Source organism: Escherichia sp. XD33 (assembly GCF_019375075.1).
Classification (GTDB): Bacteria; Pseudomonadota; Gammaproteobacteria; order Enterobacterales; family Enterobacteriaceae; genus Enterobacter; species Enterobacter flexneri_A.
Genome location: NZ_JAENDM010000015.1, coordinates 33,870 through 60,164, shown reverse-complemented (window position 1 = coordinate 60,164; position 26,295 = coordinate 33,870). Strand labels below are relative to the sequence as shown.

General features: G+C 52.5%; 26 protein-coding genes and 1 pseudogene. 16 read left to right on the top strand and 11 right to left on the bottom strand.

The window, feature by feature from the left end:
- Positions 1-16 precede the first annotated feature (16 nt).
- Both hemD and hemC read right to left on the bottom strand, forming a co-directional pair.
- On the bottom strand, positions 17-757 hold the full coding sequence (gene hemD, locus K0778_RS11245) for a uroporphyrinogen-III synthase (RefSeq protein WP_000026049.1): 741 nt from the start codon (positions 755-757) through the stop codon (positions 17-19).
- Complete coding sequence (hemC, locus tag K0778_RS11240; RefSeq protein WP_001338644.1) at positions 754-1,695, bottom strand: hydroxymethylbilane synthase; 942 nt, start codon at positions 1,693-1,695, stop codon at positions 754-756. The genes hemD and hemC overlap by 4 nt, the downstream gene beginning before the upstream one ends.
- 386 nt (positions 1,696-2,081) lie before the next feature.
- Between hemC and cyaA the strand changes: the two genes are divergently transcribed.
- A complete protein-coding gene (gene cyaA / locus K0778_RS11235; protein WP_000281668.1) occupies positions 2,082-4,628 on the top strand; it encodes a class I adenylate cyclase in 2,547 nt (848 codons plus the stop codon).
- Between the two features lie 39 nt (positions 4,629-4,667).
- On the opposite strand, the gene cyaY is transcribed toward cyaA, so the two are convergent.
- Both cyaY and K0778_RS28505 read right to left on the bottom strand, forming a co-directional pair.
- Positions 4,668-4,988 (bottom strand): iron donor protein CyaY, encoded by a 321-nt coding sequence (gene cyaY / locus K0778_RS11230; RefSeq protein ID WP_000999947.1) that lies wholly within the window; start codon positions 4,986-4,988, stop codon positions 4,668-4,670.
- A gap of 125 nt (positions 4,989-5,113) precedes the next feature.
- A pseudogene (locus K0778_RS28505) lies at positions 5,114-5,292 on the bottom strand (DKNYY family protein); the annotation flags it as partial.
- 158 nt (positions 5,293-5,450) lie between these two features.
- Here K0778_RS28505 and K0778_RS11225 point away from each other — a divergent pair.
- The 6 genes from K0778_RS11225 (at position 5,451) to uvrD (ending at position 11,074) form a co-directional block, all read left to right on the top strand.
- Positions 5,451-5,654 (top strand): lipoprotein, encoded by a 204-nt coding sequence (locus tag K0778_RS11225; protein WP_000799889.1) that lies wholly within the window; start codon positions 5,451-5,453, stop codon positions 5,652-5,654.
- A 36-nt stretch (positions 5,655-5,690) separates the two neighbouring features.
- A complete protein-coding gene (dapF, locus tag K0778_RS11220) occupies positions 5,691-6,515 on the top strand; it encodes a diaminopimelate epimerase (protein ID WP_001160654.1) in 825 nt (274 codons plus the stop codon).
- Positions 6,512-7,219 carry a DUF484 domain-containing protein gene (locus K0778_RS11215; RefSeq protein WP_000812796.1) on the top strand — a complete coding sequence of 236 codons (708 nt, stop codon included), beginning with the start codon at positions 6,512-6,514 and terminating at the stop codon, positions 7,217-7,219. Before dapF ends, K0778_RS11215 begins: the two co-directional genes overlap by 4 nt.
- Complete coding sequence (xerC, locus tag K0778_RS11210) at positions 7,216-8,112, top strand: tyrosine recombinase XerC (protein ID WP_000130691.1); 897 nt, start codon at positions 7,216-7,218, stop codon at positions 8,110-8,112. The genes K0778_RS11215 and xerC overlap by 4 nt, the downstream gene beginning before the upstream one ends.
- Entirely contained in the window at positions 8,112-8,828 is a 717-nt protein-coding gene (gene yigB, locus K0778_RS11205; protein WP_001213584.1) for a 5-amino-6-(5-phospho-D-ribitylamino)uracil phosphatase YigB, read from the top strand. The genes xerC and yigB overlap by 1 nt, the downstream gene beginning before the upstream one ends.
- Positions 8,829-8,911: 83 nt before the next feature.
- Positions 8,912-11,074: a DNA helicase II gene (uvrD, locus tag K0778_RS11200; protein WP_000383406.1), complete on the top strand. Its 2,163-nt coding sequence runs from the start codon at positions 8,912-8,914 to the stop codon at positions 11,072-11,074.
- Positions 11,075-11,220: 146 nt separating this feature from the next.
- Here uvrD and K0778_RS11195 read toward each other — a convergent pair whose 3' ends face one another.
- Positions 11,221-11,985 carry a phosphodiester glycosidase family protein gene (locus tag K0778_RS11195; RefSeq protein ID WP_000951133.1) on the bottom strand — a complete coding sequence of 255 codons (765 nt, stop codon included), beginning with the start codon at positions 11,983-11,985 and terminating at the stop codon, positions 11,221-11,223.
- A 161-nt stretch (positions 11,986-12,146) separates the two neighbouring features.
- Between K0778_RS11195 and ysgD the strand changes: the two genes are divergently transcribed.
- Complete coding sequence (gene ysgD, locus K0778_RS11190; RefSeq protein WP_211180520.1) at positions 12,147-12,203, top strand: protein YsgD; 57 nt, start codon at positions 12,147-12,149, stop codon at positions 12,201-12,203.
- A gap of 151 nt (positions 12,204-12,354) precedes the next feature.
- Entirely contained in the window at positions 12,355-13,305 is a 951-nt protein-coding gene (corA, locus tag K0778_RS11185; RefSeq protein ID WP_000947159.1) for a magnesium/cobalt transporter CorA, read from the top strand.
- 42 nt (positions 13,306-13,347) lie between these two features.
- On the opposite strand, the gene K0778_RS11180 is transcribed toward corA, so the two are convergent.
- The 4 genes from K0778_RS11180 to yigI form a co-directional block, all read right to left on the bottom strand.
- Positions 13,348-13,728 (bottom strand): DUF2628 domain-containing protein, encoded by a 381-nt coding sequence (locus K0778_RS11180; protein WP_000032581.1) that lies wholly within the window; start codon positions 13,726-13,728, stop codon positions 13,348-13,350.
- A 13-nt stretch (positions 13,729-13,741) separates the two neighbouring features.
- On the bottom strand, positions 13,742-14,122 hold the full coding sequence (yigG, locus tag K0778_RS11175; RefSeq protein WP_000944218.1) for a protein YigG: 381 nt from the start codon (positions 14,120-14,122) through the stop codon (positions 13,742-13,744).
- Positions 14,123-14,216: 94 nt separating this feature from the next.
- Positions 14,217-15,107 carry an EamA family transporter RarD gene (gene rarD, locus K0778_RS11170; protein WP_000339104.1) on the bottom strand — a complete coding sequence of 297 codons (891 nt, stop codon included), beginning with the start codon at positions 15,105-15,107 and terminating at the stop codon, positions 14,217-14,219.
- A gap of 51 nt (positions 15,108-15,158) precedes the next feature.
- On the bottom strand, positions 15,159-15,626 hold the full coding sequence (gene yigI, locus K0778_RS11165; protein WP_001277142.1) for an acyl-CoA thioesterase YigI: 468 nt from the start codon (positions 15,624-15,626) through the stop codon (positions 15,159-15,161).
- Between the two features lie 164 nt (positions 15,627-15,790).
- Here yigI and pldA point away from each other — a divergent pair, with 164 nt between their 5' ends.
- From pldA to rhtC, 3 genes are all read left to right on the top strand, one after another.
- Entirely contained in the window at positions 15,791-16,660 is an 870-nt protein-coding gene (pldA, locus tag K0778_RS11160; protein ID WP_063084685.1) for a phospholipase A, read from the top strand.
- A 132-nt stretch (positions 16,661-16,792) separates the two neighbouring features.
- Complete coding sequence (recQ, locus tag K0778_RS11155) at positions 16,793-18,622, top strand: ATP-dependent DNA helicase RecQ (RefSeq protein WP_000035581.1); 1,830 nt, start codon at positions 16,793-16,795, stop codon at positions 18,620-18,622.
- Between the two features lie 63 nt (positions 18,623-18,685).
- Positions 18,686-19,306, top strand: coding sequence for a threonine export protein RhtC (rhtC, locus tag K0778_RS11150; RefSeq protein ID WP_000928824.1), 621 nt, complete (start codon positions 18,686-18,688; stop codon positions 19,304-19,306).
- Positions 19,307-19,367: 61 nt separating this feature from the next.
- Here the strand turns inward: rhtC and rhtB are convergent, their stop codons facing one another.
- Positions 19,368-19,988, bottom strand: a complete 621-nt coding sequence (gene rhtB / locus K0778_RS11145; protein WP_000171710.1) for a homoserine/homoserine lactone efflux protein — start codon at positions 19,986-19,988, stop codon at positions 19,368-19,370.
- 110 nt (positions 19,989-20,098) lie between these two features.
- Here rhtB and pldB point away from each other — a divergent pair, with 110 nt between their 5' ends.
- The 3 genes from pldB to bioP all read left to right on the top strand — a co-directional run bounded on the left by pldB (position 20,099) and on the right by bioP (position 22,904).
- Positions 20,099-21,121: a lysophospholipase L2 gene (gene pldB / locus K0778_RS11140; RefSeq protein ID WP_000487654.1), complete on the top strand. Its 1,023-nt coding sequence runs from the start codon at positions 20,099-20,101 to the stop codon at positions 21,119-21,121.
- 7 nt (positions 21,122-21,128) lie between these two features.
- Entirely contained in the window at positions 21,129-21,929 is an 801-nt protein-coding gene (yigL, locus tag K0778_RS11135) for a sugar/pyridoxal phosphate phosphatase YigL (protein WP_000285353.1), read from the top strand.
- Positions 21,930-22,004: 75 nt separating this feature from the next.
- Positions 22,005-22,904 (top strand): biotin transporter, encoded by a 900-nt coding sequence (gene bioP, locus K0778_RS11130; protein WP_001196238.1) that lies wholly within the window; start codon positions 22,005-22,007, stop codon positions 22,902-22,904.
- Here the strand turns inward: bioP and metR are convergent.
- Positions 22,792-23,745 (bottom strand): HTH-type transcriptional regulator MetR, encoded by a 954-nt coding sequence (gene metR / locus K0778_RS11125; RefSeq protein ID WP_000573621.1) that lies wholly within the window; start codon positions 23,743-23,745, stop codon positions 22,792-22,794. The genes bioP and metR overlap by 113 nt on opposite strands.
- A 236-nt stretch (positions 23,746-23,981) precedes the next feature.
- On the opposite strand from metR, the gene metE reads away from it, so the two are divergent.
- Positions 23,982-26,243, top strand: coding sequence for a 5-methyltetrahydropteroyltriglutamate--homocysteine S-methyltransferase (gene metE, locus K0778_RS11120; RefSeq protein ID WP_063084687.1), 2,262 nt, complete (start codon positions 23,982-23,984; stop codon positions 26,241-26,243).
- Positions 26,244-26,295: the final 52 nt, after the last annotated feature.

The following is a 26,295-nucleotide window of genomic DNA, read 5'->3' as shown; positions in this document are numbered from 1 at the left end:
CTTCCTGTTATGAGAGTTATTGTAATGCCCGTAAAAGCGCATCGTTGTCAGCGTTATCGGCGACCTTAATGTCTTGCCAGCCCAGTTCCCGGGCGAGTTTCGCCAAACGCTCACTGACGACCAATAGTCGACAGTGTAGTAACCAGTGCTCACGATACCATTGTGGGATCAGCGACCAGAGTTGCTGCAACATTTCACCGCTGGTAACAACGACCGTCGTCACCTCGCGGGATTGCCAGCGCATCGCTTCTTCTGCACCATCGTAATGGATTGCGCATCGTTGATAACATTCACAAAAAGTGACCTCAGCACCGCGCGCCGTCAGGGTATCCCCAATTAGCTCACGACCGCCATTGCCACGTAATATCAGCGCACGTTTGCCCGCAATATTTTGTAATTCAGGTAATTGTAGCAAGACTTCGCTGATTTCCCGATCCTGCGGGTAGAGAATCTTCTGTCCGCTTACGGTATGTAGTGCCAGTGCGGTGGTGCGTCCAATGGCGAAATAATCAGGTAGTCGGGGCCATTTACGATCTTGCTGATGCAGCTGTGATTGGGCAAAAGCAACCGCGTGTTGCGAGAGGGCAAACAACAGATCGCTCTCCCCCAGCGCCGCCAGTTGATCAGCAAGTTGCGGTAATTGTTGACCCGGAGAAAACTCAATCAGCGGAAAATGCCAGGCCACCTGCCCCAGTGTGCGCAGACGGCTCACTAACTCTTCTCCAGCGGGAGACGGGCGGGTGACCAGGATACTCATGCCGGGGCGTCTCCGTTATAGACTTCAGCGAGGATCTCGCGCGCGCCGTTATTCAGTAGCTCTTCTGCCAGCGAAATCCCCATTTGTTCGGCATCTTGCGGCGCACCGCGGCGTTCACCGCGAATAATCTGCGAACCGTCCGGCGCGCCGACCAGCGCACGCAGCCAGATTTCGCCATCAATAAGCTCGGCGTAGCTACCAATTGGCACCTGACATCCGCCTTCGAGACGGGTATTCATGGCGCGTTCTGCGGTAACGCGCAGTGCAGTTTCGTGGTGATTCAGCGCGGCAAGCAGCTCGCGAGTGCGTGAATCATCAAGGCGGCATTCAATACCCACCGCACCTTGTCCTACCGCCGGAAGAGAAATCTCGGGTGGCAACGCGGCGCGAATACGTGACTCCAGACCTAAACGTTTTAGTCCGGCTACGGCAAGAATGATGGCATCGTATTCGCCGTTATCCAGTTTGCTCAGGCGAGTGCCGACGTTGCCGCGCAGGGAGCGGATAATCAGATCCGGACGGCGTTCAGCCAGTTGGCACTGGCGACGTAAACTGGACGTCCCGACGATACTGCCTGCCGGTAACGCATCCAGACTGTCATAGTTATTGGACACAAAGGCATCGCGAGGATCTTCACGCTCACAAATAGTGACCAGTCCCAGACCTTGCGGGAATTCAACCGGCACATCTTTCATTGAGTGTACGGCGATATCGGCGCGATTTTCGAGGAGCGCGACTTCCAGCTCTTTTACAAATAAGCCTTTTCCGCCTACTTTCGCCAGCGGCGTATCAAGAATCACATCGCCGCGCGTCACCATCGGTACCAGTTCAACGACCAGGCCCGGATGGCTCGCCATCAACTTGTCTTTGACATAGTGTGCCTGCCAGAGTGCAAGTGGGCTTTGGCGTGTGGCAATTCTTAAAACATTGTCTAACATGCTTGTTACCGTCATTATCATCCGTGGTCCATCCTAACATCCTTGCCAGAGTGATGTCAGTGTTGTGGTGAAACGTAGACGCCTGCGCAAACCGTAAAATGAGGTCTGGCAGTGGATCCTGACAGGCGTTTCACGCCGTTGTAATAAGGAATTTACAGAGAATAAACGGTGCTACACTTGTATGTAGCGCATCTTTCTTTACGGTCAATCAGCAAGGTGTTAAATTGATCACGTTTTAGACCATTTTTTCGTCGTGAAACTAAAAAAACCAGGCGCGAAAAGTGGTAACGGTTACCTTTGACATACGAAATATCCCGAATGCCGCGTGTTACCGTTGATGTTGGCGGAATCACAGTCATGACGGGTAGCAAATCAGGCGATACGTCTTGTACCTCTATATTGAGACTCTGAAACAGAGACTGGATGCCATAAATCAATTGCGTGTGGATCGCGCGCTTGCTGCTATGGGGCCTGCATTCCAACAGGTCTACAGTCTACTGCCGACATTGTTGCACTATCACCATCCGCTAATGCCGGGTTACCTTGATGGTAACGTTCCCAAAGGCATTTGCCTTTACACGCCTGATGAAACTCAACGCCACTACCTGAACGAGCTTGAACTGTATCGTGGAATGTCAGTACAGGATCCGCCGAAAGGTGAGCTTCCAATTACTGGTGTATACACCATGGGCAGCACCTCGTCCGTAGGGCAAAGTTGTTCCTCTGACCTGGATATCTGGGTCTGTCATCAATCCTGGCTCGATAGCGAAGAGCGCCAATTGCTACAACGTAAATGTAGCCTGCTGGAAAACTGGGCCGCCTCGCTGGGTGTGGAAGTCAGCTTCTTCCTGATTGATGAAAACCGCTTCCGTCATAATGAAAGCGGCAGCCTGGGGGGCGAAGATTGTGGCTCCACCCAGCATATACTGCTGCTTGACGAATTTTATCGTACCGCCGTGCGTCTCGCCGGTAAGCGTATTCTGTGGAATATGGTGCCGTGCGACGAAGAAGAGCATTACGACGACTATGTGATGACGCTTTACGCGCAGGGCGTGCTGACGCCAAATGAATGGCTGGATCTCGGTGGCTTAAGCTCGCTTTCTGCTGAAGAGTACTTTGGTGCCAGCCTTTGGCAGCTCTACAAGAGTATCGATTCCCCATACAAAGCGGTACTGAAAACACTGCTGCTGGAAGCCTATTCCTGGGAATACCCGAACCCACGTCTGCTGGCGAAAGATATCAAACAGCGTTTGCACGACGGCGAGATTGTATCGTTTGGTCTCGATCCATACTGCATGATGCTGGAGCGTGTTACTGAATACCTGACGGCGATTGAAGATTTTACCCGTCTGGATTTAGTACGTCGCTGCTTCTATTTAAAAGTGTGCGAAAAGCTCAGCCGTGAACGCGCCTGCGTAGGCTGGCGTCGCGCAGTGTTGAGCCAGTTAGTGAGCGAGTGGGGTTGGGACGAAGCTCGTCTGGCAATGCTCGATAACCGCGCTAACTGGAAGATTGATCAGGTGCGTGAGGCGCACAACGAGTTGCTCGACGCGATGATGCAGAGCTACCGTAATCTGATCCGCTTTGCGCGTCGCAATAACCTTAGCGTCTCCGCCAGTCCGCAGGATATCGGCGTGCTGACGCGTAAGCTGTATGCCGCGTTTGAAGCATTACCAGGTAAAGTGACGCTGGTAAACCCGCAGATTTCACCCGATCTCTCGGAACCGAATCTGACCTTTATTTATGTGCCGCCGGGCCGGGCTAACCGTTCAGGTTGGTATCTGTATAACCGCGCGCCAAATATTGAGTCGATCATCAGCCATCAGCCGCTGGAATATAATCGTTACCTGAATAAACTGGTGGCGTGGGCATGGTTTAACGGCCTGCTGACCTCGCGCACCCGTTTGTATATTAAAGGTAACGGCATTGTCGATTTGCCTAAGTTGCAGGAGATGGTCGCCGACGTGTCGCACCATTTCCCGCTGCGCTTACCTGCACCGACACCGAAGGCGCTCTACAGCCCGTGTGAGATCCGCCATCTGGCGATTATCGTTAACCTGGAATATGACCCGACAGCGGCGTTCCGCAATCAGGTGGTGCATTTCGATTTCCGTAAGCTGGATGTCTTCAGCTTTGGCGAGAATCAAAATTGCCTGGTAGGTAGCGTTGACCTGCTGTACCGCAACTCGTGGAACGAAGTGCGTACGCTGCACTTCAACGGCGAGCAATCGATGATCGAAGCCCTGAAAACTATTCTCGGCAAAATGCATCAGGACGCCGCACCGCCAGATAGCGTGGAAGTCTTCTGTTATAGCCAGCATCTGCGCGGCTTAATTCGTACTCGCGTGCAGCAACTGGTTTCTGAGTGTATTGAATTGCGTCTTTCCAGCACCCGCCAGGAAACCGGGCGTTTCAAGGCGCTGCGCGTTTCTGGTCAAACCTGGGGGTTGTTCTTCGAACGCCTGAATGTATCGGTACAGAAACTGGAAAACGCCATCGAGTTTTATGGCGCGATTTCGCATAACAAACTGCACGGCCTGTCAGTGCAGGTTGAAACCAATCACGTCAAATTACCGGCGGTGGTGGACGGCTTTGCCAGCGAAGGGATCATCCAGTTCTTTTTCGAAGAAACGCAAGACGAGAATGGCTTTAATATCTACATTCTCGACGAAAGCAACCGGGTTGAGGTATATCACCACTGCGAAGGCAGCAAAGAGGAGCTGGTACGTGACGTCAGTCGCTTCTACTCGTCATCGCATGACCGTTTTACCTACGGCTCAAGCTTCATCAACTTCAACCTGCCGCAGTTCTATCAGATTGTGAAGGTTGATGGTCGTGAACAGGTGATTCCGTTCCGCACAAAATCTATCGGTAACATGCCGCCTGCCAATCAGGATCACGATACGCCGCTATTACAGCAATATTTTTCGTGATGAACGTGCCGGAAAGCGAGGCTTATCCGGCATGCAATCTTAGCGGAAACTGACTGTTTCACCCGCCTGCTGCGTCGCCGCCTGTTCCAGCAAATCCCAGAAGGTTTCGCCGCTGCGATCACAAATCCACTCATCGCCTTTCAGGTCAAAATGGTAGCCGCCCTGTTTGGTTGCCAGCCATACCTGGTGCAGCGGCTCCTGGCGGTTGATAATGATTTTGCTGCCATTCTCAAAGGTAATGGTCAGTACGCCGCCGTTGATTTCGCAGTCGATATCGCTGTCGCCATCCCAGTCGTCCAGGCGTTCTTCAATGGTCAGCCAGAGTTGATCAGCCAGGCGATGAAATTCACTGTCGTTCATTGTTGTATCCTGTTTTTAAGTGATGGCGGCAGTATAGCGGCATGGGGTCAGGGCTTCAAAGTTTGCACCTCTGCGGCTGCGTTCCGGCACGATTCATCCGTCACCGGAATAATGATGTCTCTGTGTAGCGAAAGATTTGTCTCTTCATTAGGGCGCAGTTACACCACGTCTTTCCCTGTTTCTGGTAAACATTATGATCAGGTTTACCGAGCGAGCATCCTCACGCTGACGGAACTAAAAAAGACAACAAACAAACCACATTGCGATAGTGCATAAAGCCATCCTGGCGCGAGGTGCCGATCACGAAACTACCAGCAAAACATAAATCCCCACGAGTAAGCGTTATACTCGCAGCATTTCCTCACTTTTCAGACTTCATAAAGAGTCGCTAAACGCTTGCTTTTACGTCTTCTCCTGCGATGATAGAAAGCAGAAAGCGATGAACTTTACAGGCAATCCATAATGAAAAACGTGTTTAAGGCACTCACTGTATTACTTACTCTCTTCAGCCTGACGGGCTGCGGTCTGAAAGGTCCGCTCTATTTCCCGCCTGCAGATAAAAACGCACCGCCGCCGACCAAACCGGTAGAGACGCAAACGCAATCCACGGTGCCGGATAAAAACGATCGCGCCACTGGCGATGGTCCATCCCAGGTGAATTACTAAAAGTCAGTTTCTGTACCCGCGTGATTGGAGTAAATGATGCAGTTCTCGAAAATGCATGGCCTTGGCAACGATTTTATGGTCGTCGACGCGGTAACGCAGAATGTCTTTTTTTCACCGGAGCTGATTCGTCGCCTGGCTGATCGGCACCTGGGGGTAGGGTTTGACCAACTGCTGGTGGTTGAGCCGCCGTATGATCCTGAACTGGATTTTCACTATCGCATTTTCAATGCTGATGGCAGTGAAGTGGCGCAGTGCGGCAACGGTGCGCGCTGCTTTGCCCGTTTTGTGCGTCTGAAAGGACTGACCAATAAGCGTGATATCCGCGTCAGCACCGCCAACGGGCGGATGGTTCTGACCGTCACCGATGATGATCTGGTCCGCGTAAATATGGGCGAACCCAACTTCGAACCTTCCGCCGTGCCGTTTCGCGCTAACAAAGCGGAAAAGACCTATATTATGCGCGCCGCCGAGCAGACAATCTTATGCGGCGTGGTGTCGATGGGAAATCCGCATTGCGTGATTCAGGTCGATGATGTCGATACCGCGGCGGTAGAAACGCTTGGTCCTGTTCTGGAAAGCCACGAGCGTTTTCCGGAGCGCGCCAATATCGGTTTTATGCAAGTGGTTAAGCGCGAGCATATTCGTTTACGCGTTTATGAGCGTGGGGCAGGAGAAACCCAGGCCTGCGGCAGCGGCGCGTGTGCGGCGGTTGCAGTAGGGATTCAGCAAGGTTTGCTGGCCGAAGAAGTACGCGTGGAACTCCCCGGCGGTCGTCTTGATATCGCCTGGAAAGGTCCGGGTCACCCGTTATATATGACTGGCCCGGCGGTACATGTCTACGACGGATTTATTCATCTATGAAGCAACCAGGGGAAGAACTGCAGGAAACACTCACGGAGCTTGATGACCGGGCGGTTGTCGATTATCTGATTAAAAATCCTGAGTTTTTTATCCGTAATGCGCGCGCAGTAGAAGCGATACGTGTGCCGCATCCGGTACGCGGCACCGTTTCGTTGGTCGAGTGGCACATGGCCCGCGCACGTAATCATATTCATGTTCTGGAAGAGAACATGGCGCTGTTGATGGAACAGGCTATCGCCAACGAAGGCCTGTTTTATCGCCTACTCTACCTGCAGCGCAGTCTCACCGCCGCCAGCAGTCTCGACGATATGCTGATGCGCTTTCACCGCTGGGCGCGCGATCTCGGCCTGGCAGGTGCGAGTCTGCGCCTGTTTCCGGATCGCTGGCGCTTAGGTGCGCCGTCGAACCACACTCATCTGGCATTAAGCCGTCAGTCTTTCGAACCGCTGCGTATTCAGCGTTTGGGGCAGGAACAGCACTATCTTGGGCCGCTTAACGGACCAGAGCTGCTGGTGGTGCTACCGGAAGCGAAAGCGGTGGGATCGGTGGCGATGTCGATGCTGGGAAGCGATGCTGATTTGGGTGTCGTGCTGTTTACCAGTCGCGATGCCAGTCACTATCAACAAGGGCAAGGAACGCAGTTACTTCATGAAATTGCGCTGATGTTGCCGGAGCTTCTGGAGCGTTGGATTGAACGCGTATGACCGATTTACACACCGATGTAGAACGCTACCTACGTTATCTGAGCGTGGAGCGCCAGCTTAGCCCGATAACCCTGCTTAACTACCAGCGTCAGCTTGAGGCGATCATCAATTTTGCCAGCGAAAACGGCCTGCAAAGCTGGCAGCAATGTGATGTGACGATGGTGCGCAATTTTGCTGTACGCAGTCGCCGTAAAGGGCTGGGAGCAGCAAGTCTGGCGTTACGGCTTTCTGCGCTACGTAGCTTTTTTGACTGGCTGGTCAGCCAGAACGAACTCAAAGCTAACCCGGCGAAAGGTGTTTCGGCACCGAAAGCGCCGCGTCATCTGCCGAAAAACATCGACGTCGACGATATGAATCGGCTGCTGGATATTGATATCAATGATCCCCTCGCTGTACGCGACCGTGCAATGCTGGAAGTGATGTACGGCGCGGGTCTGCGTCTTTCTGAGCTGGTGGGGCTGGATATTAAACACCTCGACCTGGAGTCTGGTGAAGTGTGGGTTATGGGGAAAGGCAGCAAAGAGCGCCGCCTGCCGATTGGTCGCAACGCTGTGGCGTGGATTGAGCACTGGCTTGATTTGCGCGACCTGTTTGGTAGCGAAGACGACGCGCTTTTTCTGTCGAAACTGGGCAAGCGTATCTCCGCGCGTAATGTGCAGAAACGCTTTGCCGAATGGGGCATAAAACAAGGGCTGAATAATCACGTTCATCCGCATAAATTACGTCACTCGTTCGCCACGCATATGCTGGAGTCGAGCGGCGATCTTCGTGGTGTGCAGGAGCTGCTGGGTCATGCCAACCTCTCCACCACGCAAATCTATACTCATCTTGATTTTCAACACCTTGCCTCGGTGTACGATGCGGCGCATCCACGCGCCAAACGGGGGAAATAATGCGTTTTTACCGGCCTTTGGGGCGCATCTCGGCGCTCACCTTTGACCTGGATGATACCCTTTACGATAACCGTCCGGTGATTTTGCGCACCGAGCGAGAGGCGCTTACCTTTGTGCAAAATTATCATCCGGCGCTGCGCAGCTTCCAGAATGAAGATCTGCAACGCCTGCGCCAGGCGGTACGGGAAGCGGAACCCGAGATTTATCACGACGTGACGCGCTGGCGTTTTCGTTCGATTGAACAAGCGATGCTCGACGCCGGGCTGAGTGCCGAAGAAGCCAGTGCAGGCGCACACGCAGCAATGATCAACTTTGCCAAATGGCGCAGCCGAATCGACGTCCCGCAGCAAACTCACGACACCTTAAAACAGCTGGCGAAGAAATGGCCGCTGGTGGCGATCACCAACGGTAACGCCCAGCCGGAGCTGTTTGGTTTGGGGGATTATTTTGAGTTTGTGCTGCGCGCTGGCCCGCACGGGCGCTCAAAACCGTTCAGCGATATGTACTTTTTGGCTGCGGAAAAACTCAACGTGCCGATCGGCGAGATCTTACATGTTGGGGACGATCTCACCACTGACGTGGGTGGGGCAATTCGCAGCGGAATGCAGGCTTGTTGGATCAGACCGGAAAATGGCGATCTGATGCAAACCTGGGACAGCCGTTTACTGCCGCATCTGGAAATTTCCCGGTTGGCATCTCTGACCTCGCTGATATAATCAGCAAATCTGTATATATACCCAGCTTTTTGGCGGAGGGCGTTGCGCTTCTCCGCCCAACCTATTTTTACGCGGCGGTGCCAATGGACGTTTCTTACCTGCTCGACAGCCTTAATGACAAACAGCGCGAAGCGGTGGCCGCGCCACGCAGCAACCTTCTGGTGCTGGCGGGCGCGGGCAGTGGTAAGACGCGCGTACTGGTGCATCGTATCGCCTGGTTGATGAGCGTGGAAAACTGCTCGCCATACTCGATTATGGCGGTGACGTTTACCAACAAAGCGGCGGCGGAGATGCGTCATCGTATCGGGCAACTGATGGGCACGAGCCAGGGCGGTATGTGGGTCGGCACCTTCCACGGGCTGGCGCACCGTTTGCTGCGTGCGCACCATATGGACGCCAATCTGCCGCAGGATTTCCAGATCCTCGACAGTGAAGACCAGCTACGCCTGCTTAAGCGTCTGATCAAAGCCATGAACCTCGACGAGAAGCAGTGGCCGCCGCGGCAGGCAATGTGGTACATCAACAGCCAGAAAGATGAAGGCCTGCGTCCGCATCATATTCAAAGCTACGGTAATCCGGTGGAGCAGACCTGGCAGAAGGTGTATCAGGCGTATCAGGAAGCGTGTGACCGCGCGGGCCTGGTGGACTTCGCCGAGCTGCTGCTGCGCGCTCACGAGTTGTGGCTTAACAAGCCGCATATCCTGCAACACTACCGCGAACGTTTTACCAATATCCTGGTGGACGAATTCCAGGATACCAACAACATTCAGTACGCGTGGATCCGCCTGCTGGCGGGCGACACCGGCAAAGTGATGATCGTCGGTGATGACGACCAGTCAATCTACGGCTGGCGCGGGGCGCAGGTGGAGAATATTCAGCGTTTCCTTAATGATTTCCCCGGTGCCGAAACTATTCGTCTGGAGCAAAACTACCGCTCTACCAGCAATATTCTGAGCGCCGCTAACGCCCTGATTGAAAACAATAACGGGCGTCTGGGTAAAAAACTGTGGACCGATGGCGCGGACGGTGAGCCTATTTCCCTCTATTGCGCTTTTAACGAACTCGATGAAGCGCGTTTTGTGGTTAACCGCATCAAAACCTGGCAGGACAACGGCGGAGCGCTTGCCGAGTGCGCCATTCTCTACCGCAGCAACGCCCAGTCGCGGGTGCTCGAAGAGGCGTTATTGCAGGCCAGTATGCCGTACCGTATTTACGGCGGGATGCGCTTCTTCGAACGCCAGGAAATCAAAGATGCGCTCTCGTATCTGCGCCTGATTGCCAACCGCAACGACGACGCGGCCTTTGAGCGTGTGGTGAATACGCCAACGCGGGGTATTGGTGACCGGACGCTGGACGTGGTACGTCAGACATCGCGCGATCGCCAGTTAACACTCTGGCAGGCATGTCGTGAGCTGTTGCAGGAAAAAGCCCTTGCCGGGCGAGCTGCCAGCGCCTTGCAGCGATTTATGGAATTAATCGACGCCTTAGCGCAGGAAACTGCCGATATGCCGCTGCATGTACAGACTGACCGGGTAATTAAAGACTCCGGCCTGCGTACCATGTATGAGCAGGAGAAGGGCGAAAAAGGTCAGACGCGTATCGAAAACTTAGAGGAACTGGTGACGGCAACGCGCCAGTTCAGCTACAACGAAGAAGACGAAGATTTAATGCCGCTGCAGGCGTTCCTCTCCCATGCGGCACTGGAAGCAGGTGAAGGGCAGGCGGATACCTGGCAGGATGCGGTGCAGTTGATGACGCTACACTCGGCGAAAGGCCTGGAGTTCCCGCAGGTGTTTATCGTTGGTATGGAAGAGGGCATGTTCCCAAGCCAGATGTCGCTGGATGAAGGCGGGCGTCTGGAAGAAGAACGCCGTCTGGCCTACGTTGGCGTAACCCGCGCGATGCAGAAACTGACGCTGACCTACGCGGAAACCCGCCGTCTGTATGGTAAAGAGGTTTACCATCGCCCGTCGCGCTTTATCGGCGAGCTGCCGGAAGAGTGTGTGGAAGAGGTGCGCCTGCGCGCCACGGTAAGCCGCCCGGTCAGCCATCAGCGGATGGGTACGCCGATGGTCGAGAACGACAGCGGCTACAAGCTCGGCCAGCGCGTACGCCACGCTAAGTTTGGTGAAGGCACCATTGTCAATATGGAAGGCAGCGGTGAGCATAGCCGTTTGCAGGTGGCATTTCAGGGCCAGGGTATTAAATGGCTGGTGGCGGCATACGCCCGGCTGGAGTCGGTGTAACGTTGCCGGATGCGGTGCTGCGCACCTTATTTGGCCTAAAAAATCATTCAGATTCAATAAATTGCAACGTCATGTAGGCCGGATAGGGCGTTTACGCCGCATCCGGCATCTGCGCCATCTTCAGTATCTGACACAAAACTATCGTTTTAACCTTTCCGCTCGACGGAAATCATGGTGACAAAAGGATAGCGTTGCCACGGGATTGCCCCGCCTTTCATATACATATGTGAAATCGTGCCATCAAGATAAAGCAGCTGCTCAACGTTCAGTTTCGCTTTGGCATAACAGGCAAAATCATAAAAATTTGTTGCCTGCTGGCTCAACAAAAACACGGCGTTCCCATGTTTATTAATCCCAACACCGTTACGAATTTTGCTTGAGGCGACGTTGGGATGAATACGCGGATTAATTACACCGTTTTCCATCAACATTGGCCCTGACTGCACCGCAAACTGAATCTCTTTACTGGTTTTGAAGGCATCCAGACGAACGATGCCGACTTTATCTCCCGCGACATAAAACACGCCGCCAGGACGGATAAAGAAATTCCCTTCACCTGAAGCGAGATTTAACGCCACCTTCTGCTGACCGTTTTCGATGTACAAACCGAGCGGCGCATAGCTTTCATCATAGATGCCGCCGTTCATCGCCATCTGCACCTGACCCTGACTATTAATATCCGCCAGCAGAGCATGTAACGTTCCCCACGCTTCGCCATTGGCTTTTTGCCAGTACATTTTCACCCGCTCTGTTTGAGGATTAACGGTATACGCCTGTACGGTCAGCGTCGGATCTGAGAGTGCGCAATCATCAGCGGCAACAGCAAACAAGGGAAGTAAGGTGAGGGCGAGAAAAATCCGTTTGAGATTCAAGGTGATCATTCCTTTACCAATGAGTAGCTGATGCGCCATTATAGGTCCTGGATGTGGGATTTTTTTATCCTGTTAGCGACCTTGACGAGTACCAAAAAGCGCGAAGTTCAACTATTGTTCTGTGGTGTTCTGTTGCGTGTTGACGGCAAAATTTTGCTGGCGTAACATGCGCGCACGATCACTCTAAGAGGACATTCGCCTTGGACACACCCAGTAGATACTGGCTCACTATCCTGTCATCCAGGATCAACTCCTAAGGCTATCCCTTTTTGCTGATAGCCTTAGCGGTTGTCAGCGACCTCAATTTTTCCCGTCGCGCTGAGTCAGGCTGTTTAATGGTCTGAAACCCAATTTGTTTCTGTGTGCCCACCGAACTGTCCGATATTTTAAGCATTGGGAGTCCCGGTCATGCTGAGCGCATTTCAACTGGAAAATAACCGACTGACCCGGCTGGAAGTCGAAGAGTCACAACCCCTTGTAAATGCAGTATGGATTGATCTTGTCGAACCGGACGACGACGAGCGACTGCGCGTACAATCTGAACTTGGCCAGAGCCTGGCAACCCGCCCGGAACTGGAAGACATCGAAGCATCGGCACGTTTCTTTGAAGACGACGACGGCCTGCATATTCACTCCTTCTTCTTCTTTGAAGATGCGGAAGATCACGCCGGTAACTCCACTGTGGCATTTACCATCCGTGATGGTCGTCTGTTTACTCTGCGTGAGCGTGAACTGCCCGCTTTTCGTCTGTATCGTATGCGTGCCCGTAGCCAGTCGATGGTAGACGGTAACGCCTACGAGTTGCTGCTGGATCTGTTCGAAACCAAAATCGAACAGTTGGCAGATGAAATTGAAAATATCTATAGCGACCTGGAGCAGTTGAGCCGGGTGATTATGGAAGGGCATCAGGGCGATGAGTACGACGAGGCGCTCTCCACTCTGGCGGAACTGGAAGATATCGGCTGGAAAGTTCGCCTGTGTCTGATGGATACCCAGCGCGCGCTCAACTTCCTGGTGCGTAAAGCGCGTTTACCGGGTGGGCAACTGGAGCAGGCGCGTGAAATCCTGCGAGATATCGAATCCCTGCTGCCGCATAACGAATCCCTGTTCCAGAAGGTGAACTTCCTGATGCAGGCGGCAATGGGTTTTATCAACATCGAGCAGAACCGCATCATCAAAATCTTCTCGGTGGTATCCGTGGTATTCCTGCCGCCGACGCTCGTTGCTTCCAGCTATGGCATGAACTTTGAGTTTATGCCAGAACTGAAGTGGAGCTTCGGCTACCCTGGCGCGATTATCTTTATGATCCTCGCGGGCCTGGCACCGTATCTGTACTTTAAGCGGAAGAACTGGTTGTAAAAAACGAGAGCGGTGGCTTAGTCTGGCTAAGCCACCTGTTATTCAAAGGCTCCAGGTATTTAACCCTTTTACCTCTTTCTCATAGAACCATTTGTTCGTGTTAACAGCAACATAGGCTGCTACGGCAATTCCCAGAATGTTAACGCCAATTAGTGCACCAACAAATAGAGATAGAATACCAAGTAATAGAACTATAATTGCTTTTTTCCATAACCCCAGGACAAATAAATATATCCAGGAACAGAAGAAAGCAATGAAATTCATTTGAATAGTTAAGCGTTGTCTTACTTTTAATGCTTTAAATGCTGCTTTATATTCTGGTGTTGCCCCCCAGAATCCAGGAAAACCATGTTGATCATAAAAATTAAATCGGTATTTCCATTTTTCACTTAATGAACCATCGTTCATATATTCCTTACTCATAAATACTCCATAACTATTGTTTTGATGAATCAGTAGGTGCAAGCATTAGCATACTGAAAGTGGAAAAATAACAAATCAAAAAAATCATCGAACCATTGCCTGAACAGGCAAAATCTTCGGCTATCATTGTGATGATAGAGATGATATATACTGCTAATGTACCAAAAACATAAGTTTTTATATAGATGAAACCACTATCACGGAGTCGCTGGCAATTCATGTTGATGACGAGATAATGGAGTACGATGGTAGAGACTATAACAAGAAAGCCTGCTTCTCCATCGTTAAAAAAGATAATAAGAAAGGCAAAAATGAAATTTATTAAAATAAATGAAAATATATAACGACGTCTGGAAATCTTACCGTTAGATGTTGGGATAAATATACGTAACATAAATTTTACATCCTTGTATGAGTCTTCGGTCAGCATGGCAATATGCCCACTCTCATGCAAGAGTCGGCATATTTTTTCAGAATATATTTATTTTTTATTTGGACGTTCTACGCTGCGTATAAATCGCATCCATCACAAAAATTGCCAGCGCCACCCAAATAAAGGCGAAAGTCACCATCTTATCGGCACCCGGTTTTTCACCATAAAACGTCACAGCCAGCAGGAACATCAGCGTCGGGCCAATGTACTGGAAAAAGCCTAACGTTGAGAGACGCAAGCGCGTGGCAGCGGCGGTAAAACACAACAGCGGTACGGTAGTGACAATACCGGCGGCGATCAGCAGTAAATTCAGCGACATCGGGTTTTGCCCCATATGGCTGGTTGAGCTGTCGGCAATAGCAAACAGGTAAATTGCCGCCACGGGCAGCAGCCACATGGTTTCGATTAACATGCCGGTTTGCGCTTCAACGGCAATCTTCTTGCGTACCAGACCGTAGAAGGCAAAACTAAATGCCAGTCCCAGCGCGATAATAGGTAGCGAACCAAAAGTCCACAGCTGGACTAACACGCCACATATCGCCAGAATCACCGCCAGCCATTGCATCCGGCGGAATCGCTCGCCGAGGAAAATCATCCCCAGCACAATGTTCACCAGCGGGTTAATAAAGTAACCAAGGCTCGCTTCCAGCATATGGTGATTGTTCACCGCCCAGATAAACAGTAGCCAGTTGCCACCAATCAGCACGGCAGAGACTGCCAGCATAAAAATTTTCTGTGGCGTCTGAATCAGCGTTTTTAAATAGGACCACTGGCGGCAAATGCTCATCAGCACCACCATAAAGAAAAACGACCAGATCACGCGATGCGTCAGGATTTCATCGGCGGGCACGTAGTAAATCAACTTGAAGTACGCTGGCGCTATACCCCAAATAAAATAAGCGGCAAGAGCGAGTAATACGCCCTGCCGCGTTTGTTTTGCATCCATCGGGAATACTCATTTTTAATTGGTAACAACAGTTTACCTGCTTTTATGTCTTCAACCTACCATATAGGTGGCGGTGGCACTGGCAATATAAAGCTGTTCTTCATTGTGTAATTCAACGCGGGCGACGGCGACTTTATTGCCTGCACGCAACAGGCTACTAGTAGCAGTAAAACGCTCGCCCCTGCCTGGGCGCAGATAATCAACGCGAAGATCAATGGTCCCCATCCGCGATAGCCGCTGGCGTAGTTCATCTTCACTGATGGTTTCGTGGCGGGTTAAGGTACTTCCCACGCACACCAGACCGGCGGCGACATCCAGCGCCGACGCAATGACCCCGCCGTGCAAAATGCTTTGCGCCCAGTTGCCCACCATCATTGGCTGATTTTTAAAGGCCAGCTGTGCGAACTCTTTTTCGTAACGCTCCAGTTCCATCCCCAATGCGCGGTTAAATGGCATGTGATAAACAAACATCTCACCCACTAATTTCAGGGCTTGTTCAGCGGTCAGTACGGCAGACATATCATCCTTACACTTCATTGGTTAATGAAATGTTGATTTTATGCTTCTTTGTTGTTGGTTTCTACTTTAGGAAGGGATAACTAACGGCTATGGAGTTAAGTATGTAAAATAGCCCGCAGAAAAATATTCACCTTATCAATAATTCGTTACGGAGAACACGACCGATGCGGACTCTGCAGGGCTGGTTGTTGCCGGTGTTTATGTTGCCTATGGCAGTATATGCACAAGAGGCAACGGTGAAAGAGGTGCATGACGCGCCAGCGGTGCGTGGCAGTATTATCGCCAATATGCTGCAGGAGCATGACAATCCGTTCACGCTCTATCCTTATGACACCAACTACCTCATTTACACCCAAACCAGCGATCTGAATAAAGAAGCGATTGCCAGTTACGACTGGGCGGAAAATGCGCGTAAGGATGAAGTAAAGTTTCAGTTGAGCCTGGCATTTCCGCTGTGGCGTGGGATTTTAGGCCCGAACTCGGTGTTGGGTGCGTCTTATACGCAAAAATCCTGGTGGCAACTGTCCAATAGCGAAGAGTCTTCACCGTTTCGTGAAACCAACTACGAACCGCAATTGTTCCTCGGTTTTGCCACCGATTACCGTTTTGCAGGTTGGACGCTGCGCGATGTGGAGATGGGGTATAACCACGACTCTAACGGGCGTTCCGACCCGACCTCCCGCAGCTGGAACCGCCTTTATACTCGCCTGATGGCAGAAAACGGTAACTGGCTGGTAGAAGTGAAGCCGTGGTATGTGGTGGGTAATACTGACGATAACCCGGATATCACCAAATATATGGGTTACTACCAGCTTAAAATCGGCTATTACCTCGGTGATGCGGTGCTCAGTGCGAAAGGACAGTACAACTGGAACACCGGCTACGGCGGCGCGGAGTTAGGCTTAAGTTACCCGATCACCAAACATGTGCGCCTTTATACTCAGGTTTACAGCGGCTATGGCGAATCGCTCATCGACTATAACTTCAACCAGACCCGTGTCGGTGTGGGGGTTATGCTAAACGATTTGTTTTGATGAACGGTTGAGTGGTTGGCAAATCTGGAACCCAGCATCCAGGATTACCCTCTCAGAGACTAAAAGCATTGCAGTTTCTCGCGCAGGCGCTGAAAATAGCGCCTGTTTTTATTTCAGGCAATCGGGGTGAATGTGGCGCAGGCGGAAGTGTTGAATCTGGAGTCCGGAGCTAAACAGGTTTTACAAGAAACCTTTGGCTACCAACAGTTTCGCCCCGGCCAGGAAGAAATTATCGACACTGTGCTTTCCGGTCGCGATTGCCTGGTCGTCATGCCCACCGGTGGCGGAAAATCCCTTTGCTATCAAATTCCTGCCTTATTGCTAAACGGCCTTACCGTGGTTGTTTCACCGCTGATTTCGTTGATGAAAGATCAGGTGGATCAACTGCAAGCCAACGGCGTGGCGGCGGCGTGCCTTAACTCGACGCAAACCCGCGAACAGCAACTTGAAGTGATGACAGGCTGCCGCACCGGGCAAATTCGCTTACTGTATATCGCCCCGGAACGCCTGATGCTGGATAACTTTCTTGAGCATCTGGCGCACTGGAATCCGGTGTTATTAGCCGTCGATGAAGCGCACTGTATCTCCCAATGGGGCCACGATTTCCGCCCGGAATATGCCGCGCTCGGTCAGTTGCGCCAGCGGTTCCCGACGCTGCCGTTTATGGCGCTGACCGCCACAGCCGACGACACCACGCGCCAGGATATCGTGCGCCTGCTGGGGCTGAACGATCCGCTGATTCAAATCAGCAGTTTTGACCGTCCGAATATTCGCTACATGCTGATGGAGAAGTTCAAACCGCTCGATCAGTTGATGCGCTACGTGCAGGAACAGCGCGGTAAGTCAGGCATTATCTACTGCAACAGCCGCGCGAAAGTAGAAGACACCGCTGCGCGCCTGCAAAGCAAGGGAATTAGCGCGGCGGCCTATCATGCCGGGCTGGAAAATAATGTTCGCGCCGATGTGCAGGAAAAATTCCAGCGCGATGACCTGCAAATTGTGGTGGCGACGGTGGCGTTCGGCATGGGCATCAATAAACCAAACGTTCGCTTCGTGGTCCACTTTGATATTCCGCGCAATATCGAATCCTATTATCAGGAAACCGGACGCGCCGGGCGTGATGGCCTGCCCGCGGAAGCGATGCTGTTTTACGATCCGGCTGATATGGCGTGGCTGCGCCGTTGTCTGGAAGAGAAGCCGCAGGGGCAGTTGCAGGATATCGAGCGCCACAAACTCAATGCGATGGGCGCGTTTGCCGAAGCGCAAACTTGCCGTCGTCTGGTATTGCTGAACTATTTTGGCGAAGGGCGTCAGGAGCCGTGCGGGAACTGCGATATCTGCCTCGATCCGCCGAAACAGTACGACGGTTCAACCGATGCTCAGATTGCCCTTTCCACCATTGGTCGTGTGAATCAGCGGTTTGGGATGGGTTATGTGGTGGAAGTGATTCGTGGTGCTAATAACCAGCGTATCCGCGACTATGGTCATGACAAACTGAAAGTCTATGGCATGGGCCGTGATAAAAGCCATGAACATTGGGTGAGCGTGATCCGCCAGCTGATTCACCTCGGCCTGGTGACGCAAAATATTGCCCAGCATTCTGCCCTACAACTGACAGAGGCCGCGCGCCCGGTGCTGCGCGGCGAATCCTCTTTGCAACTTGCCGTGCCGCGTATCGTGGCGCTCAAACCGAAAGCGATGCAGAAATCGTTCGGCGGCAACTATGATCGCAAACTGTTCGCCAAATTACGCAAACTGCGTAAATCGATAGCCGATGAAAGTAATGTCCCGCCGTACGTGGTGTTTAACGACGCAACCTTGATTGAGATGGCTGAACAGATGCCGATCACCGCCAGCGAAATGCTCAGCGTTAACGGCGTTGGGATGCGCAAGCTGGAACGCTTTGGCAAACCGTTTATGGCGCTGATTCGTGCGCATGTTGATGGCGATGACGAAGAGTAGTCAGCAGCATAAAAAAGTGCCAGTATGAAGACTCCGTAAACGTTTCCCCCGCGAGTCAAATGTATGTTGATGTTATTTCTCACCGTCGCCATGGTGCACATTGTGGCGCTTATGAGCCCCGGTCCCGATTTCTTTTTTGTCTCTCAGACCGCTGTCAGTCGTTCCCGTAAAGAAGCGATGATGGGCGTGCTGGGCATTACCTGCGGCGTAATGGTTTGGGCTGGGATTGCGCTGCTTGGCCTGCATTTGATTATCGAAAAAATGGCCTGGCTGCATACGCTGATTATGGTGGGCGGTGGCCTGTATCTCTGCTGGATGGGTTACCAGATGCTACGCGGTGCACTGAAAAAAGAGGCGGTTTCTGCACCTGCGCCACAGGTCGAGCTGGCGAAAAGTGGGCGCAGTTTCCTGAAAGGTTTACTGACCAATCTCGCTAATCCGAAAGCGATTATCTACTTTGGCTCGGTGTTCTCATTGTTTGTCGGTGATAACGTTGGCACTACCGCGCGCTGGGGCATTTTTGCGCTGATCATTGTCGAAACGCTGGCGTGGTTTACCGTCGTTGCCAGCCTGTTTGCCCTGCCGCAAATGCGCCGTGGTTATCAACGTCTGGCGAAGTGGATTGATGGTTTTGCCGGGGCGTTATTTGCCGGATTTGGCATTCATTTGATTATTTCGCGGTGATGCCAGACGCGTCTTCAGAGTAAGTCGGATAAGGCGTTTACGCCGCATCCGACATTATTTTTCACGCATGCCTCGCCGATGCTAACAGCGCTCCCACCAGCATAAACAACGAGCCGAAAATCTTATTCAGCGCCTTCATCTGCTTTGGTCCTTTAATCCATAGAGCAATCCGTTGAGCAAGGGTGGCGTAACCGATCATCACAATAATATCGACCACAATAGTGGTGACGCCGAGCACGATATACTGCATCAGTTGCGGCTGTTGCGGCATGATGAATTGCGGAAATAGCGCCGCCAGAAACACAATACTTTTGGGATTGGTGAGATTCACAAAAACTGCGCGCTGGAACAAATGTCGACGCGATTGAGTAGAGGCCAGCGATTTAAGGTCAATTGCACCAGCGGCGCGCCACTGCTGGATTCCCAGCCAAATCAAGTAAGCCGCGCCTGCCCACTTCAACACTTCAAACGCAATCACTGAGCGGGAAAATAGCGTCCCCAACCCCACGCCAACCAGCACAATATGAATCGCCAGTCCGGTCTGAAGCCCAGCAATAGACGCCACCGCGCCGCGATAACCGTGGTTGAGCGAGGTGGTCATAGTGTTGATTGCACCAGAGCCTGGCGACAGGCTTAAAATGATCGATGTCAGCAGGTAGGCAAACCACCATTCTAAGGTCATGATGAACTCCCGGTGTGTCTATTTTTGTGCCACAATACGCTACTGTCGCAGCGTTGTGTCAGGCACGCTAAAAAAAACGATTTTACGTGGTTTAAGAGGCAGATTACCCGATGTTTCAGCAGCAAAAAGACTGGGAAACAAGAGAAAACGCGTTTGCTGCTTTTACCATGGGACCGCTGACTGATTTCTGGCGTCAGCGTGATGAAGCAGAGTTTACTGGTGTGGATGACATTCCGGTGCGCTTTGTCCGTTTTCGCGCACAGCACCATGACCGGGTGGTAGTCATCTGCCCGGGGCGTATTGAGAGCTACGTAAAATATGCGGAACTGGCCTATGACCTGTTCCATTTGGGGTTTGATGTCTTAATCATCGACCATCGCGGGCAGGGACGTTCCGGTCGCCTGTTAGCCGATCCGCATCTCGGGCATGTTAATCGCTTTAATGATTATGTTGATGATCTGGCGGCATTCTGGCAGCAGGAGGTTCAGCCCGGTCCGTGGCGTAAACGCTATATACTGGCACATTCGATGGGCGGTGCGATCTCCACATTATTTCTGCAACGCCATCCAGGTGTATGTGACGCCATTGCGCTAACTGCGCCAATGTTTGGGATCGTGATTCGTATGCCGTCATTTATGGCACGGCAGATCCTCAACTGGGCCGAAGCGCATCCACGTTTCCGTGATGGCTATGCAATAGGCACCGGGCGCTGGCGCGCGTTGCCGTTTGCTATCAACGTACTGACCCACAGCAGACAGCGATATCGACGTAACTTACGCTTCTATGCTGATGACCCAACGATTCGCGTCGGTGGGCCGACCTACCATTGGGTACGCGAAAGTATTCTGGCTGGCGAACAGGTGTTAGCCGGTGCGGGTGATGACGCCACGCCAACGCTTCTCTTGCAGGCTGAAGAGGAACGCGTGGTGGATAACCGCATGCATGACCGTTTTTGTGAACTCCGCACCGCCGCGGGCCATCCTGTCGAAGGAGGACGGCCGTTGGTAATTAAAGGTGCTTACCATGAGATCCTTTTTGAAAAGGACGCAATGCGCTCAGTCGCGCTCCACGCCATCGTTGATTTTTTCAACAGGCATAACTCACCCAGCGGAAACCGCTCTACAGAGGTTTAAATTTCTTATGTACCAGGTTGTTGCGTCTGATTTAGATGGCACGTTACTTTCTCCCGACCATACGTTATCCCCTTACGCCAAAGAAACTCTGAAGCTGCTCACCGCGCGCGGCATCAACTTTGTGTTTGCGACCGGTCGTCACCACGTTGATGTGGGGCAAATTCGCGATAATCTGGAGATTAAGTCTTACATGATTACCTCCAATGGCGCGCGCGTTCACGATCTGGATGGCAATCTGATTTTTGCTCATAACCTGGATCGCGACATTGCCAGCGATCTGTTTGGCGTAGTCAACGACAATCCGGACATCATTACTAACGTTTATCGCGACGACGAATGGTTTATGAATCGCCATCGCCCGGAAGAGATGCGCTTTTTTAAAGAAGCGGTGTTCAAATATGCGCTGTATGAGCCTGGATTACTGGAGCCGGAAGGCGTCAGCAAAGTGTTCTTCACCTGCGATTCCCATGAACAACTGCTGCCGCTGGAGCAGGCGATTAACGCTCGTTGGGGCGATCGCGTCAACGTCAGTTTCTCTACCTTAACCTGTCTGGAAGTGATGGCGGGCGGCGTTTCAAAAGGCCATGCGCTGGAAGCGGTGGCGAAGAAACTGGGCTACAGCCTGAAGGATTGTATTGCGTTTGGTGACGGGATGAACGATGCCGAAATGCTGTCGATGGCGGGGAAAGGCTGCATTATGGGCAGCGCGCATCAACGGCTGAAAGATCTGCATCCGGAGCTGGAAGTGATTGGTACTAACGCCGAAGACGCGGTGCCGCATTATCTGCGTAAACTCTATTTATCGTAATCGTTCTTTATTTGGTCAGTTGTCAACCAGATACTTCGCTACAATGGATCCTCGTTAATCAAAGAGTTTTCCATTGTGGCGCTACTTATCATCACCACGATTCTGTGGGCCTTCTCCTTTAGCTTTTATGGCGAGTACCTTGCGGGGCACGTCGATAGCTATTTTGCGGTGCTGGTGCGTGTTGGCCTGGCGGCACTCGTTTTTCTGCCGTTTCTGCGTACCCGTGGCAATAGCCTGAAAACGGTCGGCCTGTATATGCTGGTGGGCGCGATGCAGCTTGGCGTGATGTATATGCTGAGTTTCCGCGCTTATCTCTACCTGACGGTTTCCGAGCTGCTGCTGTTCACCGTGCTGACGCCGCTCTACATCACGCTGATTTATGACATCATGAGTAAGCGCCGTCTGCGCTGGGGCTATGCCTTTAGCGCCTTGCTGGCGGTGATTGGTGCCGGGATTATTCGCTATGATCAGGTCACCGACCATTTCTGGACTGGCTTGCTGCTGGTGCAACTCTCCAATATCACTTTTGCCATTGGCATGGTGGGTTACAAACGCCTGATGGAAACTCGCCCGATGCCACAGCATAACGCCTTTGCGTGGTTCTATCTTGGCGCGTTTCTGGTGGCAGTGATTGCATGGTTCTTGCTGGGAAATGCGCAGAAAATGCCGCAAACCACGCTGCAATGGGGCATTCTGGTGTTTCTTGGCGTGGTGGCTTCCGGGATTGGCTACTTTATGTGGAACTACGGCGCGACGCAGGTGGACGCCGGAACGCTGGGCATTATGAATAATATGCACGTTCCGGCAGGGCTGCTGGTAAACCTGGCTATCTGGCACCAACAGCCGCACTGGCCAACGTTTATTACAGGCGCGCTGGTGATCCTGGCCTCACTGTGGGTGCATCGTAAGTGGGTCGCTCCGCGCTCTTCACAAACGGCAGATGATCGCAGGCGTGATTGCGCGCTGAGCGAATAAACGCTTCCGTAACTGGCTGACGCTGCTCGCCATCGCGCACGGCGGCGTACAGTCGGCTCCACAAGCCTTCGCCCAGGGTTTTGGTCACCACCAGACCCTGGCGCTCAAAACTCTCTACTACCCAATGCGGTAGCGCGGCAATACCCATCCGCGCGGCAACCATCTGAATCAACAATAAGGTGTTATCGACGCTTTTCAGTGACGGGCTGACGCCTGCCGGCTGAAGAAAATGCCGCCAGACATCCAGTCGACTACGCTGCACCGGATAAATTAATAGCGTCTCGCTGGCGAGATCTTCCGGTGTAATTCGCGTTTTCGCCGCCAGTGGATGGTCAGGTGCTAACACCAGACGCACTTCATAGTCGAACATCGGCGAATAATGCAGGCCACTGCGCGGCAGAATATCGGACGTCATTACCAGATCCAGCTCTCCCTGTTGCAAGGCGGGCTGCGGGTCAAACGTCACGCCCGATTTAAAATCCATCTCTACCTGCGGCCAGTTCTTATGGAAATTTTCTAACGCGGGTGTCAGCCACTGAATACAGCTATGGCACTCAATGGCAATGCGCAGACGCGTCTGCTGCGGTTCATTGCAGGCTTGCAGGGCCTGGCTAATTTGCGGCAGTACCTGGTTTGCCAGTTGCAACAGGATTTCTCCCTGCGGTGTAAAGCGTAGCGGCTGGCTCTTACGCACAAATAGCCGGAAGCCAAGGCGTTGTTCCAGATCGCTAAACTGGTGAGACAGGGCGGATTGCGTCTGATGCAACGTCGCCGCAGCGGCTGCGAGCGAGCCGCAGTTCCGCAACGCTTGTAGCGTTTTCAGGTGTTTTACTTCGATCATGAAAGTCCTTCACTTCGGCATGAATAATTTGCGCTTGAGGAATATACAGTAACCGCCAATTATGGATGTGTAAACATCTGGACGGCTAAAATCCTTCGTCTTTTAAATTTATGGTGCGTTGGCTGCGTTTCTCCACCCCGGTCACTTACTTCAGTAAGCTCCCGGGGATGAATAAACTTGCCGCCTTCCCTAAATTCAAAATCCATAGGATTTACATATAATTAGAGGAAGAAAAAATGACAATATTGAATCACACCCTCGGTTTCCCTCGCGTTGGCCTGCGTCGCGAGCTGAAAAAAGCGCAAGAAAGTTATTGGGCGGGGAACTCCACGCGTGAAGAACTGCTGGCGGTAGGGCGTGAATTGCGTGCTCGTCACTGGGATCAACAAAAGCAAGCGGGTATCGACCTGCTGCCGGTGGGCGATTTTGCCTGGTACGATCATGTACTGACCACCAGTCTGCTGCTGGGTAACGTTCCGGCGCGTCATCAGAACAAAGATGGTTCGGTAGATATCGACACCCTGTTCCGTATTGGTCGTGGACGTGCGCCGACTGGCGAACCTGCGGCGGCAGCGGAAATGACCAAATGGTTTAACACCAACTATCACTACATGGTGCCGGAGTTCGTTAAAGGCCAACAGTTCAAACTGACCTGGACGCAGCTGCTGGACGAAGTGGACGAGGCGCTGGCGCTGGGCCACAAGGTGAAACCTGTGCTGCTGGGGCCGGTTACCTGGCTGTGGCTGGGGAAAGTGAAAGGTGAACAATTTGACCGCCTGAGCCTGCTGAACGACATTCTGCCGGTTTATCAGCAAGTGCTGGCAGAACTGGCGAAACGCGGCATCGAGTGGGTACAGATTGATGAACCCGCGCTGGTACTGGAACTGCCGCAGGCGTGGCTGGACGCATACAAACCCGCTTACGACGCGCTCCAGGGACAGGTGAAACTGCTGCTGACCACCTATTTTGAAGGCGTAACGCCAAACCTCGACACGATTACTGCGCTGCCTGTTCAGGGTCTGCATGTCGATCTCGTACATGGTAAAGATGACGTTGCTGAACTGCACAAGCGTCTGCCTTCTGACTGGCTGCTGTCTGTGGGTCTGATCAATGGTCGTAACGTCTGGCGCGCCGATCTTACCGAGAAATATGCGCAAATTAAGGACATTGTCGGCAAACGTGATTTGTGGGTGGCATCTTCCTGCTCACTGCTGCACAGCCCCATCGACCTGAGCGTGGAAACGCGTCTTGATGCAGAAGTGAAAAGCTGGTTTGCCTTCGCCCTGCAAAAATGTCATGAACTGGCATTGCTGCGCGATGCGTTGAACAGTGGTGATACGGCAGCTCTGGCAGAGTGGAGCGCTCCGATTCAGGCGCGTCGTCACTCTACTCGTGTACATAATCCGGCAGTAGAAAAGCGTCTGGCGGCGATCACCGCTCAGGACAGTCAGCGTGCGAATGTCTATGAAGTGCGTGCTGAAGCCCAGCGTGCGCGTTTTAAACTGCCCGCGTGGCCGACCACCACGATTGGTTCCTTCCCGCAAACCACGGAGATTCGTACCCTGCGTCTGGATTTCAAAAAGGGTAATCTCGACGCCAACAACTACCGCACAGGCATTGCGGAACATATCAAGCAGGCCATTGTTGAGCAGGAACGTTTGGGACTGGATGTGCTGGTACATGGCGAGGCCGAGCGTAATGACATGGTGGAATACTTTGGCGAGCATCTGGATGGCTTTGTCTTTACGCAAAACGGTTGGGTACAGAGCTACGGTTCCCGCTGCGTGAAGCCACCGATTGTTATTGGTGACGTTAGCCGCCCGGCACCGATTACCGTGGAGTGGGCAAAATATGCGCAATCCCTGACTGATAAACCGGTGAAAGGGATGTTGACCGGCCCGGTGACTATTCTCTGCTGGTCGTTCCCGCGTGAAGATGTCAGCCGTGAAACCATCGCCAAACAAATTGCGCTGGCGCTGCGTGATGAAGTCGCGGACCTGGAAGCCGCTGGAATTGGCATCATTCAGATTGACGAACCGGCATTGCGCGAAGGTTTACCACTGCGTCGCAGCGACTGGGATGCCTATCTCCAGTGGGGCGTGGAGGCTTTCCGTATCAACGCCGCTGTGGCGAAAGATGACACACAAATCCACACTCACATGTGTTACTGCGAGTTCAACGACATCATGGATTCGATTGCGGCGCTGGACGCAGACGTCATCACCATCGAAACCTCGCGTTCCGACATGGAGTTGCTGGAGTCGTTCGAAGAGTTTGATTATCCAAATGAAATCGGTCCTGGCGTCTATGACATTCACTCGCCAAACGTACCGAGCGTGGAATGGATTGAAGCCTTGCTGAAGAAAGCGGCAAAACGCATTCCGGCAGAGCGTCTGTGGGTCAACCCGGACTGTGGCCTGAAAACGCGCGGCTGGCCAGAAACCCGCGCGGCACTGGCGAACATGGTGCAGGCGGCGCAGAATTTGCGTCGGGGATGATGAGTATTAACGAGTCATTGTAAATTGCAGCACAATAATGGCTTCCAACACC